Here is a 15,699-nt window from a genome sequence, read left to right on the forward strand (position 1 = left end):
ACTAATTATAGATACTTGTCTACGATTGAGATTAATTGAGTTTTTTGTACTACACCAACTTTAGTTTCTTTATTTTCGCCATCTTTGAAAACCATAAGAGTTGGTACACCACGCACACCAAATTTCATTGCTGTTTCTTCGTTGTCATCGATATTTATTTTGCATATTTTAACTTTGTCGCCATAATGCTCAGCAACTTGCTCTAGTATTGGAGAAAGCATCTTACAAGGACCACACCAAGGAGCCCAAAAATCTAATAATACTGGAGTATCACTATTTAATACTTCGCTTTCGAACTGGCTATCTAATATATCGATACATTTTGACATGCTTTGATTTTCCTTTAAGTTTTTGATTCTAAAACTGATTAAGCAGAAGCTTCTGCTGTATTTTTGATAATTTTATAAGAAGTTAAACTAATTGCTAGTTATTATAAACAAAAAAACTTCTTAGACAAATTTTTTTAGCTATTTTACAGATATTTTTTTATAATGGGGATAGTTATAAAAATAAGCTTTTGTTTTATATGTCAAAGATAGTCGCAACGGTAGATTTAGGTTCAAATAGTTTTCATATGTTGATAAGTGAAATCAAGCCTGACGGTGAGGTTGTTACATTATCAAAACAAAAGCAAAAAGTTCAGCTAAGAGCAGGTCTTAATAATAACCTAACAATTAGTAAAGATGCTCAAGAAAGAGCTATTGAGTGCTTGGGGTTTTTTGCTCAAGAAATTCAAAAATATAAAGTTGAGCATGTAAAAGCAGTAGGTACATATACTCTTAGAAAGGCTAAAAATAATATAAAAGGTTTTAAAAAGAAATTAGATAAAGCTTTAGGGACTAAAATTAAGATTATTTCTGGTCCGGAAGAGGCACGTCTGGTCTATGTTGGGGCTAGAGATAATCACGATGCAAAGCAAAAAACATTAGTTATAGATATCGGAGGAGGTTCCACCGAGCTTGTAATTGGAAGAGGTGATAAGATATTAATTGCTCGTAGTTTAGATATGGGCTGTGTAGGTATGCAAAAAAATCACTTTAGTAATGAGAAGCTTAATTTTGCTAACTTTTACGCAGCTACTGATAGGGCTAGAGAAATTCTCTTACCTGTTTTGCGCAAGTACAAAAAAGTTGGTTGGAGTAGTGTATTAGGCTCTTCTGGGACAATTACATCAGTTGTTGGTGTTTGCCAAGAAATTACAGGAGGCTCTACTATTACTAAGGATTTTCTTAATGGTTTGATTACAATGATGATGGATAAACGAGAGGTTGAGCATATTCGTTTTGAGGGCTTGAGAGAAGATAGAGAGAGCGTTTTGGCTGGTGGTGTGGCGATTTTGTATGCTATTTTTGACTGTCTTGGAATTTCTGAAATGAAATTGTCTAATGGTGCAGTGCGTGAAGGTATGCTTTATGAGCTTGTTAAGCGTAAGTACAAGATTGTTATAGATTAGACAATAAAAAGATTTAGTTAAAATCAAAAAAGGATTTATTTATATGAAGTATGTTCCATTGGCAGCTCGATTAAGACCTCAGAGTATTGAGGAGGTGATAGGTCAGGAGCATATACTATCAAAAAATGGATCATTAAGAAAAATTTTGGCTGGAGATGGGGTTTGCTCGCTGATACTATGTGGAAAACCAGGTGTTGGTAAAACTACCTTAGCTAAAATTATAGCTAGTTCTAAACAGTTGGAATTTTTTGAGCTATCTGCAGTTGATTCTGGTGTTAAAGATGTTAAAAAATTAATCGCAGATAATCAACATTTAGGTAGTTTTGTATTATTTTTGGATGAAATTCATCGATTTAATAAATCCCAACAGGATTTACTCCTACCTTATGTTGAGTCTGGCAAAATTATTTTAATTGGAGCAACTACTGAAAATCCAACATACTACTTAAATAATGCTCTAGTTTCACGAGTATTTATTTTACGATTGAAAAGGCTGAGTATCTCAGATACCCGTAAGCTTATTCAAAGAGCTATAACTAAGGATGAATCATTAGCAAAACATTCTTTTGAAATTGATGATGATTTATACAATGCTATACACAACTATAGTGAAGGTGATTGTCGTAGAATTTTAAACTTGCTTGAGAGGATGTTTTTGATTAGTGATAGAACTAGTAATATTCATCTTGATAGCGATCTTTTTGATCAAGCTGTTGGTGAGGCATCAAGAGATTTTCACCGTGAGGGTAAAGAGTTCTATGAGCAACTATCAGCCTTTCACAAGTCTGTCAGAGGTACTGATCCTGATGCGGCTATATTTTGGCTGAGTGTAATGTTAGATAATGGGGCTGATCCTCTAGTTATCGCAAGAAGAATGCTCTGTATAGCATCTGAAGATATCGGTAATGCTGATCCTCAAGCCTTGAGAGTCGCCATAGATGCTTGGAATGCTTATGAAAAATTAGGTATGCCAGAGGGAAGGTTGGTTTTGTCGCAGGCAGCTATATATTTAACAGTGGCACCCAAAAGTAATGCTTGCTACAAGGCGCTAGCAGATGCCCAACAGATTGTTAAAAGTTTGGGCAATATTGAAGTTCCTCAGCATCTAAAGAACTACAAAGATAGTAACTACTTATATCCACATAATTATCCGAACGCCTATGTGGTGCAGCAATACTTGCCAAAAAATATTAGTCAAGCTTTTTATAATCCTACGAATGCTGGTTTTGAATCTAAGATAAAAATGAAGCTAGAGAGCATAAACAAAATCAAGAAGTTATAATTAAGCTATTAAAATTCTATATTTGTATGTTATAATCTTTGGAATTAAATTATATCTAATAAAATTATAACTAGGTTTTATACTGCTATGGCATTGGAAAATTTACTACATCCTACTAATATTAAAATTGATGAATATGCGAAAAATGCTACTAAGTTTTCTTTTGAGGCTATAGAAAGAGGCGTTGGTTATACACTTGGTTATGCGCTTAAACAGACTATGCTGTATTCTATCTATGGTGCATGTGTTACTAGTGTGAAAATTAATGATGGTAAGATTACTTCTCTTGAGGATGTAATTCCTTGTGATGAGACTGTTGCAGATATCATTTTAAATGTGAAAGCTTTACCTGTGACTTTAGCAGATGATATTGAGTCTGGAACTATTACTTTTGAATTATCAGGTTCAGGAGAAGAAGTTTTTTCAGAAGAGGCTAAACTATCTGAAGGTTTAACAATTACAGAAGAAGTATTTATATGTAGCTATAATGGTGGCAAGAAACTCAAGATTGAAGCTAAAGTAGAGAAAGGTGTTGGCTATAGACAAGCTGAAGAAAACTTCAAGGATGGAGAATTTCTTCTGGATGCTACTTTTTCTCCGGTATCTTTCTGTGAGTATGAGATTAAAGATGCTCGTGTAGGTAGACGTACAGATTTGGATAAGCTTGAGCTTAATATTAAGACAAATGGTAATATTAACTGTGAAGAAGCTCTAAGACTAGCAGCAACAAAAATTCAAAATCAATTGAGAAATATAGTTGATGTTGAAGAAATAAACAAAGGGATTTTTGTAGAAGATCCTACTAAAGATATAAACCCTGTTTTACTGAAGCATGTTGAGGAGTTAAACCTTACTGCTAGATCTTCAAACTGCCTAAAAGCAGTTAATATTAGATTAATCGGTGAACTTGTACAAAAAACAGAAAATGAGCTTCTTAAAGCACCAAACTTTGGTAAGAAGTCATTGACAGAGATCAAAGACAAATTGTCTGAACTTGGTTTATCTTTAGGTACAATGATTGATAATTGGCCTGAAGATCTGTAATATATAACCAGCTACTCTTGCCGGAGTGGTGAAATTGGTAGACGCGCCGGATTCAAAATCCGGTTCTGGCAACAGAGTGCCGGTTCGAGTCCGGCCTCCGGCACCATATTGATATTTCTAGCAAACTCAACTAACATCAAAACACTAACAAAGCCTATTAAACAAAGGTTTTTTTAATTTCATACACTATCAACTAGAATCAACTGAGAGCTTGACAATTTACATACTATTTTACATACTATTTTAAGTCCGAACTTTTGTATCAAAAAAATAGTATGTAAATTATGGCTAAAAAGATAACAGAATTAACACTTAAAGCACTAAAGTATAAAGACCAAAAAAGTAAATCTTTAGGTAATAAGTTATATATTAGAATCGATAAGAATAATAGCAAATATTTTTTTTATAATTACATGATTGCAGGCAATCGCTATAGTATTGGTATTGGTGGCTATCCTGCGGTTAGCTTAGCTAATGCAAGAGTTATAGCATCAAAGTATAGCGAACTCTTAGCTAATGGAGAAAATCCAAAAGATTACGTAGAGGGTTTGAAAGCAAATGATGATAAATTATTTAGTAATATTATAGATAAATATATACAACACAAGATAAAAATAATGATTGGGCAGAGGCTACACAGAAAAAACACATTAATAGATTCAATAATAAAATCAAGCCGGTATTTAAAAATAGACATATAAATAAAATTAGACCTATAGAATTATCAAATTTTATTAAAAGATTTGCAGATACACCAAACGAACAGGACAAGATATATAATTTATTAAGTGGCGTTTATGCTTATGCGGTGGCTAGTGGCTATCATGATAATAACCCAATTAGAGAACTATCGACTATTAAAACAAAAGTATCTAATAAAAAATACCCTTTCATAAATCCGATAACACAGAGAGCTTATTTAAGCTCATTATTAAATGATATTGATAATTACAACGGACAGATACAAACAGTAAAAGCTTTGCAGATATTACCATATATAGGATTTAGACCAAGTATGTTAGCCAAATTAAAATGGAGTGAGGTATATTTAGATAGTAATAATCATAAAAAAACACCTCATATATTAGTTTCAGGCGATAGAATGAAATCTAAAGATGATTTTGCACAACCATTATGCAATGAGGCGGTTAAGATATTGCAAGAGTTAAAGGCAATAAATGGCAATAAAGAGTTTGTTTTTTCATCATATAAGGGTAAACCTATCAGTACGGGAGCGTTGGCAGATGCTATACAAGATAGGCTAGGATACAATGGAGTAGATAAACCAAAACAAACTACACACGGCTTTAGACATATAACTAGTACAATCCTTTACAGTTTACAAGGTAAATATAGATGGAGTGATACAGCTATAGAAACTGTGTTAGACCATAAAAAACAATCAAAAGTACAAACCACTTATAATTCATATAATTATTTTGATGAAAGGGTGGAGATGATAAGAGCATTAGCAGATTATATAAATGAAGTCAAAGAAAGCTCAAATATTATAAAGCTTGGTTAGTTGCTACAATTCTAGTATAAAATAATCATCTACAGCCCATTTTTTCAATAATTGGGCAGTCAACAAAATCATCATTACAGTATATTTTTATCATTTTAGAGTATTGCTAGTAACACATGAAATAACACAAGGTAATAAATATATCTCAAATAGTAGTATTTATAAGGTATACAGCTATATTTTATTAATTTAATCAGAAAATATCTAAGATGTTAAAAGCCTTTGTATTATTGGTTTAGCGGTTAATTTTTATCAAGTCCTTAGCTTTTTTGTATATCTAGTATAAAAATGACTATATATAGCTACAAAATGTCATAACCTACAAAGCCCACTAGAAAAAAATAATTTAATCAAAATAGAGATATGGACAAATAATTATAACTTTCTAAATGATATCTCTACATTACAAGCTTTTATCTAATGCTATTGGAGTTGATGAGGCGGATAGACTTTGTGAAAAGATGGAACAAAAAGGCAACACTAGATATAGAATAATGATACCAATATCTAGATATGCTGTTAAAGCTGAAAGGTTTTATGCTTTTGTAGGTAATGAGTGGACAGCTAACAAGCTTATTGATTGCTTTGGAGGCGAACGCATTAAGTTTAAAAAATATAAGTGTGATAATCAGATAGTCAAAATGCTAAACCAATGTATAGAAGTTCTAAGAAGTGGTCGGCTACAGCCTAATGAAGTAGAAAAAGTATACAAAGTTCTTAGCCATAGGGCAGAGATAAAGCAGTAAAAAGCAATCATGATTCAGTTATCTTTATTAAGAAAATATTAATAATAAAATTAATTAAAAATACTTAAATAATTAATAAAATATTATGATAGAGATATTTATATTAAGAAATAACAAAAAGGTACTTCCAAAATCTCGAGGTGCCCGCAGGTCAGAAACGCGCGGGATTCACGTTCTGCGAGGGGTTTAAAAAGGGGTTTCGCTTCGCAAATAAGGCTCATAGAGCTAAAAATAGCTTAAATGATGTGAAAGTTACAAGCGAAATGCAAAAACGGGGCTTAAAATCGATTTGTTAAAATTCTTAATATAGATTAAGGTTTTTTGATAGGGTTAGAGGTTGTTAAGAATAAGCTTATAAAAATTAATATACATTAAGAGCATAAATTTAAATAATATTAATATAGGTTAAGATAAAAGGGGAGGTCATGGAGGATTCAGACAGAATAGTATCTAGTGGGGTATTATCGGAATATCTAAAGATTGGAGAGCGTAGAATACAACAACTAACAAGCCAAGATATTTTAAAAAAAACAGGTAAAAACCAATATCCACTAAAAGAGAATGTCAACCGCTATATAGGATATTTACAAGACAGAGCAGGCGGAAAGAGTGAGCAAGAGCTAAATATCGAGTTTAAAAAGCAAAAGCTTAGACTTACTAAGTTTCAGGCAGATGAACAGCAAGTCAAAGCAGAGCTAGCACAAAAGAAAGTTGTAGCTGTAAATGATGTAATAAGCTCATTAGCTGATTTATTCGCACTTATGCGGGAGAAACTCTTGAATATTCCAGAGCGTGCAGAATATGAAATATTCGGAGAAACTGACAAAGATATATTTAATGAAAAGCTATCAATAGAAATCAAAGAGGCACTATTTGAGATATGCGACAACTACACCAAAACAGTTAATAAAGTAATCCAAGCGGAGAATATAACAGATGATGAAATCTAATAAAGATACAAGATTTGAAAAGCTAGAAAAAGATTTAAAAAATGCTACAACCCGCAATGAGTTTTTTAAAATATTATTATCATCTATCAAAGATGAGCTATTGGATATTAGCAATGATGATATTTTGGAGATGTTGGGGGAAACTAACGGCGAAAAATTAAATCAAAAAGTAGCTAAATTATTAGATGATAAACTAAATAATACTCAAAAAAACATACAAAAAGTAGCTATCAAAGCTTGTAGTTAGTGCTATTTTCTTTAGCTGTAATAGATGTATCATCTATGTTTTTGGTGGTAGCTGTATCATTACTAGAGCTAGAAAAGAAAATCAAAAATATTACAAAAGATATTATCAAAAACCAAAAAACATCTCTAACTAGCTTGGATATATTAAACCCTCCAATAGTAACATCTACCAATAGTAAAAACACTATGACTAAAAATACAATCATCAAAGCTATTTATAGCATAATAATAATGATTTTATGATAGCTTATTTATTCTAAACTAACAAAAAAACATATCTTTATAACTCTTGATAATATACATATTTGAGGTTATCACAGTATCAAAAGATGGTACTTGTATATTATTAGAATTAGCTATACTATGTATATATAACATATATTAAATATACTAAAATGATATTTAGATGGAGTACGGAAAAGAATAAGCAGTTAATAGCTAAAAGAAGTATGTCTTTTGATGAGATACAGGAGGCTATAGAAAGTGGCAATTTAATAGATGCTAGAGTTAATACCAAAGAAGACTATAAACATCAAATAAAGCTACTTGTATTAATTGATGGGTATATATGGGAAGTAGCTAGCATAGTGCTACAAGAAAAACCAAAGGTAATATACCTAGTTACAGCTTTTAGAAATAGAAAAGAGAATAAAAAATACTGGGGTGCTAAAGATGAAAAATAAGAAAGATTTTACACTAGAAGAGTTAGAGGTTTTAGAGAAAGAATTTATAGAAAATGATAATGATTTTGTATCTATGGCTAGTAATGAGTTAGAAGAGTTTAAAAATGAAATAAGAGCTAGTGCTAAACAAAAACAAATAAGCCTAAAGATAACTAGCTCCGACCTAGAAAGTGTCAAAGCTAGAGCAAGTGAGCAAGGCTTAAAATACCAATCTGTTATTAAGGCATTAATACACCAGTACGCAACTGGTAAAATAACTATTTAATCATTGGGTATAGGTTTGAATGTTAAATTTTTTAAAAATCTACTGCGGCAACGACACTACAAAAACAACCTTTTGATAAACAAATAAATCCTAGCTTGGTATACTAAAAATATACTAAATGATTGGGGTTTATCATCATGGGGAATAAGTCAAAATATCAATCGCAAGAACCGCCAAAAGGCTTTGATTTAGGTTATTATCAGGAACTATACAAGACACTTAAAACGCCAAAGGATTGGGCAGTCGCAATATATGTCAGACAACTAATATATCTCGGATGGTTTAAATTTTTTGACCGTAGTAAAAAAATAACCCAAGCCAATTTTTTTAGCAAAATAAATAATCTTCATATAAATATGATTAATAAGTTTATCAATAATCATGAAAATTTTGTATATCATCTAGCTGAGTGTAATGATGACTTATTAAAACCAATTTCTTATTTAAATAAGTTAGAAGTTTTGCATGAAAGCTTTGACATAATAAACGAGTATAAGCAAAAAAAAGCAACGCCAATAGAGTTTACAGATGATTTACTAGAAAATATTGAGGATTGTTTAGGAGTTGATTATCTCATAGATACTAAGTACGACTTAAATAATCATTTGAAAACTATTGAATTAGATAAGGTATACTTCATAGCTGTTAAAGCTAACTTGTCAGCCCCTAAAAATCTACTAATGAAAGAGTTTGAAAAGCTTATAGATGAAGTACACAAAAGCGACTTATACAAAGATAGAGCAACTATTAAAAAACCTTTTTCAGCTACTTATGAGCAAGAGCTCAAAAAGCTACTACCTTTAGTAGATATGATGTTATTTAATCAGCATTTCAACTACGCCATGACAGCAAGCCAGTATAGTAGGTTTATATACCCATACTATGCTTATAGCGATAACTATATTCGTGATTTTATCAAAAGAATAAAAATAACCATTTTAACAAGTGAATATCTACTTTGGTTATATCAAAACAACGTAGATTTATAGCCTAAAATCTACATACGTAAATTTTTATCAATTTATTCTGTGTCTTAATTTTTAATTCTATCTCATATCATAAAGCCCATTACAAAAAAAATAAATCTCTATGATTTTAATTGTGCATACAAACACGATTAACAAGGATTAAAAAAAAGGAGCTGTGAATATGGAGAATAATTTAAATAATGAATTACCAAGACTATTAAGAGCTGAGGAAGTAGCTAGATGTATTGGTATGTCTAAGCCATCTGTTTTTAGAATGGCAAGAGCTGGAAAGTTCCCAAAACAAATAAGAGTATCAGGACAGACAACCGCATGGCTAGAAAGTGAGGTTAGAGAGTGGATAGCTAAGAGAGTGAAAGAAAGAAACGAGGCTGGCAAATAATGACTACTAAGAAAGATAAAAAAGGAACTATACATATTGCTAATTCTAGTATTGAGATAAGAGCAGATAAAAAAGAATTGTTGGAACTCTATAGAAAATCACTAGCTAAAAAAGAGTGCTTTCATGATGTTTTAAAGACCTTTCTAATTAATGCTATAGAGCAAACAAACAGTATTACCGTAGATAATATTTAGGCTTTTGGGGGAGTTATGAATATTACAAAAATTAACCATAGCGGTAAATCTACACATGATGAAAAAGTAAAGCTAGATACTAACCTGTATTTAGTAATCAAGCCAACTAATACAAAATCATTTATGTATCGCTACTATTTTAAGGGTAAGGCTCAAAGCATGGGGCTTGGTGGCTACCCTACCATAACACTAAAAAAAGCTCGTGAAGAGGCTCTAAAGCTCAATATTGCAAAAGAGCAAGGCATAAATCCAAAAGATTTTAGAAAAAATAGAACAATTGACCAAGACAAGCTATTTGAGAATATCGCCAATGATTGGTTTAGTAGGAAAAAATTAGAACTAAGAAAGGTTACATTATCAGGGTATGAGAAAGCTTTAGAAAAGGACATAATCCCATATTTTAAAGATAAAAGTATAGATACTATCAAACTTAGAGAAATAGCTATATTTTTGCAAAAGAATTGTAGTAATTCCAACTCTAAACAAATGAAGTATAAGACCATACTATCAGGAATATACAACTATGCTACTTTGCTAAATCTTTGTGAGCATAACCTAATGCTGAATGATTTTAAGCACATTCTAGCACCTAAAACTAATGGACATTTTAAGTTTATAAATCCAATACTAGATAGTGATAATTTTAGCCTTTTGCTCAATAAAATACATGGTTTAGATAATGTTACTACAGCAATCAAAACAGCACTACAAATAGTACCATTACTAGCATTTAGACCAAAATTATTAACTATTCTTAGATGGAGCTACTACAAGTCAAAAGAAGCTATTTTAGTCATACCAGCTAAGAAAATGAAAGCTAATCAAGATTTTATACAACCACTATCAAGACAGGCTATACAGCTAATTGAGAGTATGAAAGTTTATAAAAAAAGTGATTATATTTTTGCTAGTAAGAAAGGTAAACCAATCGACCCTAACAGGTTAAGAAATCTTATACAAAAAGATTTAGGTTTTGATGGTAAGACTTTACCACGCCAAACAATGCACGGATTTAGACATATTGTATCTACTTTGCTTTATTCACTACAGAGAGAATACAAATGGCAAACAGAGGCTTTAGAGCTAATCTTAGACCACCGTAAACGTAATCAGATACAAGCTATCTACAACACTTATCAATACATAGAAGAGAGGAGGGAAATTTTACAGACATTAGCAGACTATTTTGACACTTTAAAACTTAACAACTAACCAAAAAGGGGAATAAATAAAATGAAAGTAAGTAAAGAATGCAAAAATCAAAAAGTATTTGAACATCTGAACAGTGGTATGACACTAACACCAGCAGAGGCATATAGAGAGTATGGAACTATGAGGCTGGGGGCTATTGTCTATGACTTAAAGCAAAAGGGTTATCACATAGAAAATACTAACCCTAGAGGCAAATACGCAGTCTACAAGATGGTTAAATTCACAAAATAACCAACCCACCACTAACTAAAGATACGGGCATTTTTGCCTACATTAAAATAAATCACAGAGGTTTAAGAAAATGAATACCACTTTACAAATACAATCCAATAACCTAAAATGCTCAATATCGGGCGTCGAAACCCAAGTGCAGAGTAGCAATAACACAGCTCATAAAATTAGTGTTAAAAGTAATGAAAATATAAGTAATAACTGTAATTTTGTATCTAATCAATATACACTATCACAGCTTATTTATTGGTATATAAATCTATATATCATCAATTCATTATTAGCGATGGCTAAACTCTTTTGTTTAGTCGGGAGGTGTAGGGAATACAATAGCCAGTTTATTGGTAAATACCTACAGCTAGACTCTGTACTAGTTTCGAACCTGCCCGATTATATTTCGAAAAACAAAACAGAGGAGCAAAAACCATGCTAATTAAAACAATTCATTTAGATAAAAATTTTGAAGCAACTAATCCAAATGATAAAGATTATAAACTTTCTATTGATACAGTCCTAACCGAGTTAGACAGTGAGGGTGCTATAGGATTATTTGTTGAGCTAGATAGTATTCATCATTGCATTTTTAATAATAAAAATAAGAATGGCGAACTAGGACACTCTAAAGATATTATAGAAATTACTACTAATTCGGCACATTACCGAGATATAAGTATTAATGGCTATAAAAAATTCTTTTTAGATTTTGAGTTTTTAAAATCACATTTAAGATTTCTTCTTGAGTTTTATTCAGAAGAACTAGAACACCCTCAAATATTAGCGGAGGCTCATAGTTCAATACCTTTTACAATCATTACAGAATGGAATAACCAAGCTTACAAGCTCAAGAAAGCCATAGCTGAACTAGATATAACAATCGCTAATACTTTTGATAATTCAAAGGATATTTTCAACTTACTAAGCTATTTTTCAAATAGAGTATCTTAAGGGGGAATGTTCGGCATGAATATTACTAAATTTAATCAATTTATTAGTCAATTGGGGTATCAACTACCGAACGACTTTAATTATAGCATAGGTATTAATCAGATTGTAAGATTTAAAGATGTAAACAAGGTAAAACATAATAAAAACCTTTGGTTACATAGAGTTAGTTTAAATTCTTATGTATTCGGAGATTGGAGCTTAAACGAGAAGCATATCTATAATGACAATCGAGAGTATACCAAACAAGAATATAAACATTATTACAAGGCAAAGCAAAAGCAAGAATACTTGGAATATAAAGAGCATAGAGCTATTGCTAATGCGTGTATTAATGAATATAACAAGTTGGCAGATGTTGACCCACAGCACCCTTATTTAGTCAAAAAGCAAGTCCTACCATGTTTTGGTATGAAACAAAAAGGAAATGCTATAGTAGTACCTATCTTTGGAACTATCGCACCGTTTGAAGGAGATTTGCAATCATTACAATACATTCTACCCGATGGATTCAAACAGTTTAGAAAAGGAGCAAAATATAAAGGTGGGTGCTTTAATGTAAATGATAATGGAACGGATTATTTTATCTATGCAGAGGGCTTGGCTACTAGTCTAAGTATATTACGCTATTTACAAAAAAGACTAATTAGAGCTACCATCATCTGCTGTTTTACGTGTGGGAACTTAGAGCCTGTTATCTCATATATGAGGCGGATATATCCAAAAGCATATTTTGAAATATGGGCAGATAAAGACAAAAGCAGAGTAGGACAAGAAACCGCAATGAAAATAGCCGATAGATTCGACAATATCAAAGTAAGACTTCCAGACCTTACACCTGAACAAGTAGAGCAAGGCTATAGCGATTTTAACGACTGGTTTAATCTACACGGAGTATTTAACAATGAAAAATAGTATGTTTAAAAGTAAACCTTTAAAAATTGAAGATAACAACAAGCCAATCCCCCAACTTGATATTAATATATTACCTACAGTTATTAAGGATTATGTAGAAGATTTAAGTAAAGTATTAAGACAGCCAAAAGAAGCTTTAGCAGTGAGTGTATTAGTATCATTAGCTGGACTTTTAGGTAATAAGGTTGCATTAAACGTTGATGATTCGGATAGATTCCCAATATTATGGGGTTTGATATATGGCGAAAGCGGAGCGGGTAAGACACAGTGTATATATGAGCCAACCGAACCCGTAAGAAGTTTAGATATAAAAAATCGCCTCAAATATGAAGAAATCAAAAAAGATTGGAAAACTGTTATACAAGTGCGAGAGGCTGAGAAATCCAATATCTTAAACAAAATCAAAAAGACTGATGATAGATTAGAAAAAGAGAGCCTAGAAAATCAGATTATAGAAATTAATAAGAGAATACCACCTAAGCCATTTTCTAGAGAAATAGTGGTTGAAAAAATAACACCTGAGAAAGTAGCTGAAAAAATAGCCAACTACAGCCCAAACGGACTATTTCAGATAGAAGATGAGGGCATACAGTGGCTAAACAATATAGCAAAATCACAAAACCAAGTAGCAGAGGGTTTTTATAAGACCGCATACAATGCTAAATCATATAAGGTTGATACTTTGGGCAGAGGTACGCAATTAATTAGTATATTGAATGTATCGCTAATTGCTGGAGTACAACCTGAAGACTACAGAAAGTATCTGAACAGTTATACAGGGGGCGGAATTGTCGCAAGGTTTCAGATGATAGCTATAGTTAAGGACATTATCAAAGAGCGTGTTAAATCTAAAAAAGATACTCTTATTGAGCAAAAATACAAAAGTTTAGTTGATAAGTTACATAATATATCAGAGCGTATCACTTATGTAGGTAGTGAAAAGAAAATCGCAGAGCCTAAGAGGTTTTATTATTCTGAAAATGCAGATTATGTATTTAGCGATTGGTTTAAGAGCTACCAACTCAAAAGAATTAATGAAAAAACACCATTAATTAAAGAGTGCTTAAACAAGTTAGATAATACTTTTCATACTTTGGCTTTGATATTTCATTTAGCTGAAAATGGCGATAATGAGCAAATAACAGAAAATGTAGCAAATAGAGTTGTAACTTTTATAAATTATCTCATGGCTTGTTTTAAGTATCTCTATGATGATGATTATAGCGAGTTAGACAGATTGGCGATGGATTTACTAAAAGATAAGGATAAAATCATAGATAAATTTAAAGATGGTTTTACTATCAATAATCTAAAACAGAGTAATAGCAAGTGGAAAAGATATAGCAAAGAGCTACCCTATATAATGGACTATTTAAAAGAACAAAACATATTAAAAATAGCGGGGAAAAATAGCAAGAGTTACGATGTTTTTACATGGTATTAGAGATATTTATGTTAGAAAGTAGACACGATAGGCACGATAGACCAAAAAACCACCTCAAAGCATTGATATATATAGCTTTAAATCGTGCCTATCGTGGCGGGTTTTAGAAAAATATATTTAATAAAACATATTTTAAGAGGATAATTTAGAGTGAAAAAAAGTAAAAAATCTAATCAAAAAAATGAACCAAAAGAGCTAATACAATTAGTAGAAATTGAGCCTAGAAGTACAGCAAGTGAAGACCCTGACACAGTAGAGCAAAACCACTATAAAGAGATGATAAAGATTATCAAAAGAAAACCTTATCATTATATGGATATGCTACAAGATTTACCTATACCAAATGGATATCAAATAGTTATCAAACACCGACTTAAACACCTAGAGGAACACCAAAGAACAAGAATACTAAACAAATATATTAAAAAATGGTGGCTATTTTGGGAGATAGACCCCTACACCCCGCACCAAAAATGCGACCATTGGCTAGAAAGCTATTTAAAAGAATTCAAAGAAAAGAACTAAACGCAGATTTGCGTTGGGGGTACTGACTTTTCAGGATACTATAAACTATATCAAATAATTAATAACGAGTGCAGATTTGCGTTGGTTGCTGCAATTCCTAAATGTATCCAAAGTTGGATATGTCTATTAATAATATTTAATGAAGACTTTACCACAATTTTGGGGAAAAGTACTGGCGGAATGTAATTTGTTAGATTCAAAACTTATAGGCTCAAATGTGAGCGTATCTTATTACAAGTACACTAAATAGAGTATCATATATAAAAACATCTAATACTATATGATATGGAAACCAAAGAGCAAAACAGATTAAATCTATTCGATATTGTCAAAACTATTAGAATATCTAAAAATATCACTCAAACAGAGCTAGCAACCAAATTGGGAATATCTAAGCAATATATTTGCGATATAGAAAATAATAGAAAACCTATCACTATAGAACTAGCCAAAGAATTTGCAAAAGTATTGGAACAGTCAGAGCGGGATTTTGTAGAAATGACATTACAAGAACTACTAGTCAAAAATAATCTAAATTATTGTGTGATATTGATATAAATTTCTATTATTATTAATTTCATGAAATTTTACCAAAATTACTAAAAATCATGACTTTAAAAATCATTTTACATACTATTTTACATACTATTTTAAAAATTAAAATTTTAAGTTAT

At 31.4% G+C, this 15,699-nt stretch carries 22 protein-coding genes, 1 tRNA gene and 1 pseudogene; 23 read left to right on the forward strand and 1 reads right to left on the reverse strand.

The annotated features are described in order from the left end of the window. Positions 1 to 5: 5 nt before the first annotated feature. Positions 6 to 329 (reverse strand): thioredoxin, encoded by a 324-nt coding sequence (gene trxA, locus F7308_RS04395; protein ID WP_013922648.1) that lies wholly within the window; start codon positions 327 to 329, stop codon positions 6 to 8. A gap of 197 nt (positions 330 to 526) precedes the next feature. Between trxA and F7308_RS04400 the strand changes: the two genes are divergently transcribed. From F7308_RS04400 to F7308_RS04510, 23 genes and pseudogenes are all read left to right on the forward strand, one after another. After that, positions 527 to 1,453 carry a Ppx/GppA phosphatase family protein gene (locus F7308_RS04400; RefSeq protein WP_013922649.1) on the forward strand — a complete coding sequence of 309 codons (927 nt, stop codon included), beginning with the start codon at positions 527 to 529 and terminating at the stop codon, positions 1,451 to 1,453. Between the two features lie 43 nt (positions 1,454 to 1,496). After that, positions 1,497 to 2,735, forward strand: a complete 1,239-nt coding sequence (locus F7308_RS04405; protein ID WP_013922650.1) for an AAA family ATPase — start codon at positions 1,497 to 1,499, stop codon at positions 2,733 to 2,735. An 87-nt stretch (positions 2,736 to 2,822) separates the two neighbouring features. After that, entirely contained in the window at positions 2,823 to 3,779 is a 957-nt protein-coding gene (locus F7308_RS04410) for a DNA-directed RNA polymerase subunit alpha (RefSeq protein WP_013922651.1), read from the forward strand. 19 nt (positions 3,780 to 3,798) lie between these two features. Continuing rightward, positions 3,799 to 3,885 (forward strand) — tRNA-Leu (locus F7308_RS04415). A 178-nt stretch (positions 3,886 to 4,063) separates the two neighbouring features. Next, positions 4,064 to 4,480 carry an Arm DNA-binding domain-containing protein gene (locus F7308_RS04420; RefSeq protein ID WP_013922652.1) on the forward strand — a complete coding sequence of 139 codons (417 nt, stop codon included), beginning with the start codon at positions 4,064 to 4,066 and terminating at the stop codon, positions 4,478 to 4,480. After that, positions 4,429 to 4,569, forward strand: a pseudogene (locus tag F7308_RS10485) (tyrosine-type recombinase/integrase); the annotation flags it as partial. The gene F7308_RS04420 and the pseudogene F7308_RS10485, both read left to right, overlap by 52 nt. 18 nt (positions 4,570 to 4,587) lie before the next feature. Then, positions 4,588 to 5,304, forward strand: a complete 717-nt coding sequence (locus F7308_RS04425) for a tyrosine-type recombinase/integrase (protein ID WP_013922653.1) — start codon at positions 4,588 to 4,590, stop codon at positions 5,302 to 5,304. A gap of 389 nt (positions 5,305 to 5,693) precedes the next feature. Then, complete coding sequence (locus F7308_RS04430; RefSeq protein ID WP_013922654.1) at positions 5,694 to 6,050, forward strand: hypothetical protein; 357 nt, start codon at positions 5,694 to 5,696, stop codon at positions 6,048 to 6,050. A gap of 425 nt (positions 6,051 to 6,475) precedes the next feature. Next, a complete protein-coding gene (locus tag F7308_RS04435) occupies positions 6,476 to 7,000 on the forward strand; it encodes a hypothetical protein (RefSeq protein ID WP_013922655.1) in 525 nt (174 codons plus the stop codon). Beyond that, on the forward strand, positions 6,987 to 7,247 hold the full coding sequence (locus tag F7308_RS04440; RefSeq protein WP_232215357.1) for a hypothetical protein: 261 nt from the start codon (positions 6,987 to 6,989) through the stop codon (positions 7,245 to 7,247). The genes F7308_RS04435 and F7308_RS04440 overlap by 14 nt, the downstream gene beginning before the upstream one ends. Next, the gene (locus tag F7308_RS04445; RefSeq protein ID WP_013922657.1) at positions 7,247 to 7,489 is read left to right on the forward strand and encodes a hypothetical protein; all 243 of its coding nucleotides are present in this window, start codon (positions 7,247 to 7,249) and stop codon (positions 7,487 to 7,489) included. Before F7308_RS04440 ends, F7308_RS04445 begins: the two co-directional genes overlap by 1 nt. A gap of 152 nt (positions 7,490 to 7,641) precedes the next feature. Continuing rightward, the gene (locus tag F7308_RS04450; RefSeq protein WP_041263675.1) at positions 7,642 to 7,929 is read left to right on the forward strand and encodes a BrnT family toxin; all 288 of its coding nucleotides are present in this window, start codon (positions 7,642 to 7,644) and stop codon (positions 7,927 to 7,929) included. Further along, entirely contained in the window at positions 7,919 to 8,194 is a 276-nt protein-coding gene (locus tag F7308_RS04455; protein ID WP_013922660.1) for a CopG family antitoxin, read from the forward strand. The genes F7308_RS04450 and F7308_RS04455 overlap by 11 nt, the downstream gene beginning before the upstream one ends. A 137-nt stretch (positions 8,195 to 8,331) precedes the next feature. Further along, positions 8,332 to 9,183 (forward strand): hypothetical protein, encoded by an 852-nt coding sequence (locus F7308_RS04460; RefSeq protein ID WP_013922661.1) that lies wholly within the window; start codon positions 8,332 to 8,334, stop codon positions 9,181 to 9,183. Positions 9,184 to 9,343: 160 nt separating this feature from the next. Beyond that, a complete protein-coding gene (locus F7308_RS04465) occupies positions 9,344 to 9,562 on the forward strand; it encodes a helix-turn-helix transcriptional regulator (RefSeq protein ID WP_013922662.1) in 219 nt (72 codons plus the stop codon). Then, entirely contained in the window at positions 9,562 to 9,756 is a 195-nt protein-coding gene (locus F7308_RS04470; RefSeq protein WP_013922663.1) for a hypothetical protein, read from the forward strand. Before F7308_RS04465 ends, F7308_RS04470 begins: the two co-directional genes overlap by 1 nt. 15 nt (positions 9,757 to 9,771) lie before the next feature. After that, entirely contained in the window at positions 9,772 to 10,968 is a 1,197-nt protein-coding gene (locus F7308_RS04475; RefSeq protein ID WP_013922664.1) for a tyrosine-type recombinase/integrase, read from the forward strand. Positions 10,969 to 10,989: 21 nt separating this feature from the next. After that, entirely contained in the window at positions 10,990 to 11,199 is a 210-nt protein-coding gene (locus F7308_RS04480) for a helix-turn-helix domain-containing protein (protein WP_013922665.1), read from the forward strand. Positions 11,200 to 11,625: 426 nt separating this feature from the next. Continuing rightward, positions 11,626 to 12,144 carry a hypothetical protein gene (locus F7308_RS04490; protein WP_013922666.1) on the forward strand — a complete coding sequence of 173 codons (519 nt, stop codon included), beginning with the start codon at positions 11,626 to 11,628 and terminating at the stop codon, positions 12,142 to 12,144. A gap of 15 nt (positions 12,145 to 12,159) precedes the next feature. Next, on the forward strand, positions 12,160 to 13,056 hold the full coding sequence (locus F7308_RS04495) for a toprim domain-containing protein (RefSeq protein WP_013922667.1): 897 nt from the start codon (positions 12,160 to 12,162) through the stop codon (positions 13,054 to 13,056). A 1-nt stretch (position 13,057) separates the two neighbouring features. Then, a complete protein-coding gene (locus tag F7308_RS04500) occupies positions 13,058 to 14,500 on the forward strand; it encodes a DUF3987 domain-containing protein (RefSeq protein ID WP_232215358.1) in 1,443 nt (480 codons plus the stop codon). 150 nt (positions 14,501 to 14,650) lie between these two features. Beyond that, complete coding sequence (locus F7308_RS04505) at positions 14,651 to 15,025, forward strand: hypothetical protein (protein WP_013922670.1); 375 nt, start codon at positions 14,651 to 14,653, stop codon at positions 15,023 to 15,025. Positions 15,026 to 15,310: 285 nt separating this feature from the next. Then, complete coding sequence (locus tag F7308_RS04510; RefSeq protein ID WP_013922671.1) at positions 15,311 to 15,583, forward strand: helix-turn-helix domain-containing protein; 273 nt, start codon at positions 15,311 to 15,313, stop codon at positions 15,581 to 15,583. The last annotated feature ends 116 nt before the right edge of the window (positions 15,584 to 15,699 follow it).

The sequence above is a fragment of the Francisella salina genome (genome assembly GCF_000219045.1).
Classification (GTDB): Bacteria; Pseudomonadota; Gammaproteobacteria; order Francisellales; family Francisellaceae; genus Francisella; species Francisella salimarina.

What these genes read in the sequence shown, in the direction of transcription:
- F7308_RS04405 (WP_013922650.1), top strand. Translation starts at nt 1,497, where the DNA reads ATGAAGTATGTTCCATTGGCAGCTCGATTAAGACCTCAGAGTATTGAG.
- F7308_RS04435 (WP_013922655.1), top strand. Translation starts at nt 6,476, where the DNA reads ATGGAGGATTCAGACAGAATAGTATCTAGTGGGGTATTATCGGAATAT.
- F7308_RS04450 (WP_041263675.1), top strand. Translation starts at nt 7,642, where the DNA reads ATGATATTTAGATGGAGTACGGAAAAGAATAAGCAGTTAATAGCTAAA.
- F7308_RS04475 (WP_013922664.1), top strand. Translation starts at nt 9,772, where the DNA reads ATGAATATTACAAAAATTAACCATAGCGGTAAATCTACACATGATGAA.
- F7308_RS04400 (WP_013922649.1), top strand. Translation starts at nt 527, where the DNA reads ATGTCAAAGATAGTCGCAACGGTAGATTTAGGTTCAAATAGTTTTCAT.
- trxA (WP_013922648.1), bottom strand. Translation starts at nt 329, where the DNA reads ATGTCAAAATGTATCGATATATTAGATAGCCAGTTCGAAAGCGAAGTA.
- F7308_RS04455 (WP_013922660.1), top strand. Translation starts at nt 7,919, where the DNA reads ATGAAAAATAAGAAAGATTTTACACTAGAAGAGTTAGAGGTTTTAGAG.
- F7308_RS04410 (WP_013922651.1), top strand. Translation starts at nt 2,823, where the DNA reads ATGGCATTGGAAAATTTACTACATCCTACTAATATTAAAATTGATGAA.
- F7308_RS04430 (WP_013922654.1), top strand. Translation starts at nt 5,694, where the DNA reads ATGATATCTCTACATTACAAGCTTTTATCTAATGCTATTGGAGTTGAT.
- F7308_RS04500 (WP_232215358.1), top strand. Translation starts at nt 13,058, where the DNA reads ATGTTTAAAAGTAAACCTTTAAAAATTGAAGATAACAACAAGCCAATC.
- F7308_RS04440 (WP_232215357.1), top strand. Translation starts at nt 6,987, where the DNA reads ATGATGAAATCTAATAAAGATACAAGATTTGAAAAGCTAGAAAAAGAT.
- F7308_RS04460 (WP_013922661.1), top strand. Translation starts at nt 8,332, where the DNA reads ATGGGGAATAAGTCAAAATATCAATCGCAAGAACCGCCAAAAGGCTTT.
- F7308_RS04465 (WP_013922662.1), top strand. Translation starts at nt 9,344, where the DNA reads ATGGAGAATAATTTAAATAATGAATTACCAAGACTATTAAGAGCTGAG.
- F7308_RS04495 (WP_013922667.1), top strand. Translation starts at nt 12,160, where the DNA reads ATGAATATTACTAAATTTAATCAATTTATTAGTCAATTGGGGTATCAA.
- F7308_RS04490 (WP_013922666.1), top strand. Translation starts at nt 11,626, where the DNA reads ATGCTAATTAAAACAATTCATTTAGATAAAAATTTTGAAGCAACTAAT.
- F7308_RS04480 (WP_013922665.1), top strand. Translation starts at nt 10,990, where the DNA reads ATGAAAGTAAGTAAAGAATGCAAAAATCAAAAAGTATTTGAACATCTG.
- F7308_RS04470 (WP_013922663.1), top strand. Translation starts at nt 9,562, where the DNA reads ATGACTACTAAGAAAGATAAAAAAGGAACTATACATATTGCTAATTCT.
- F7308_RS04510 (WP_013922671.1), top strand. Translation starts at nt 15,311, where the DNA reads ATGGAAACCAAAGAGCAAAACAGATTAAATCTATTCGATATTGTCAAA.
- F7308_RS04420 (WP_013922652.1), top strand. Translation starts at nt 4,064, where the DNA reads ATGGCTAAAAAGATAACAGAATTAACACTTAAAGCACTAAAGTATAAA.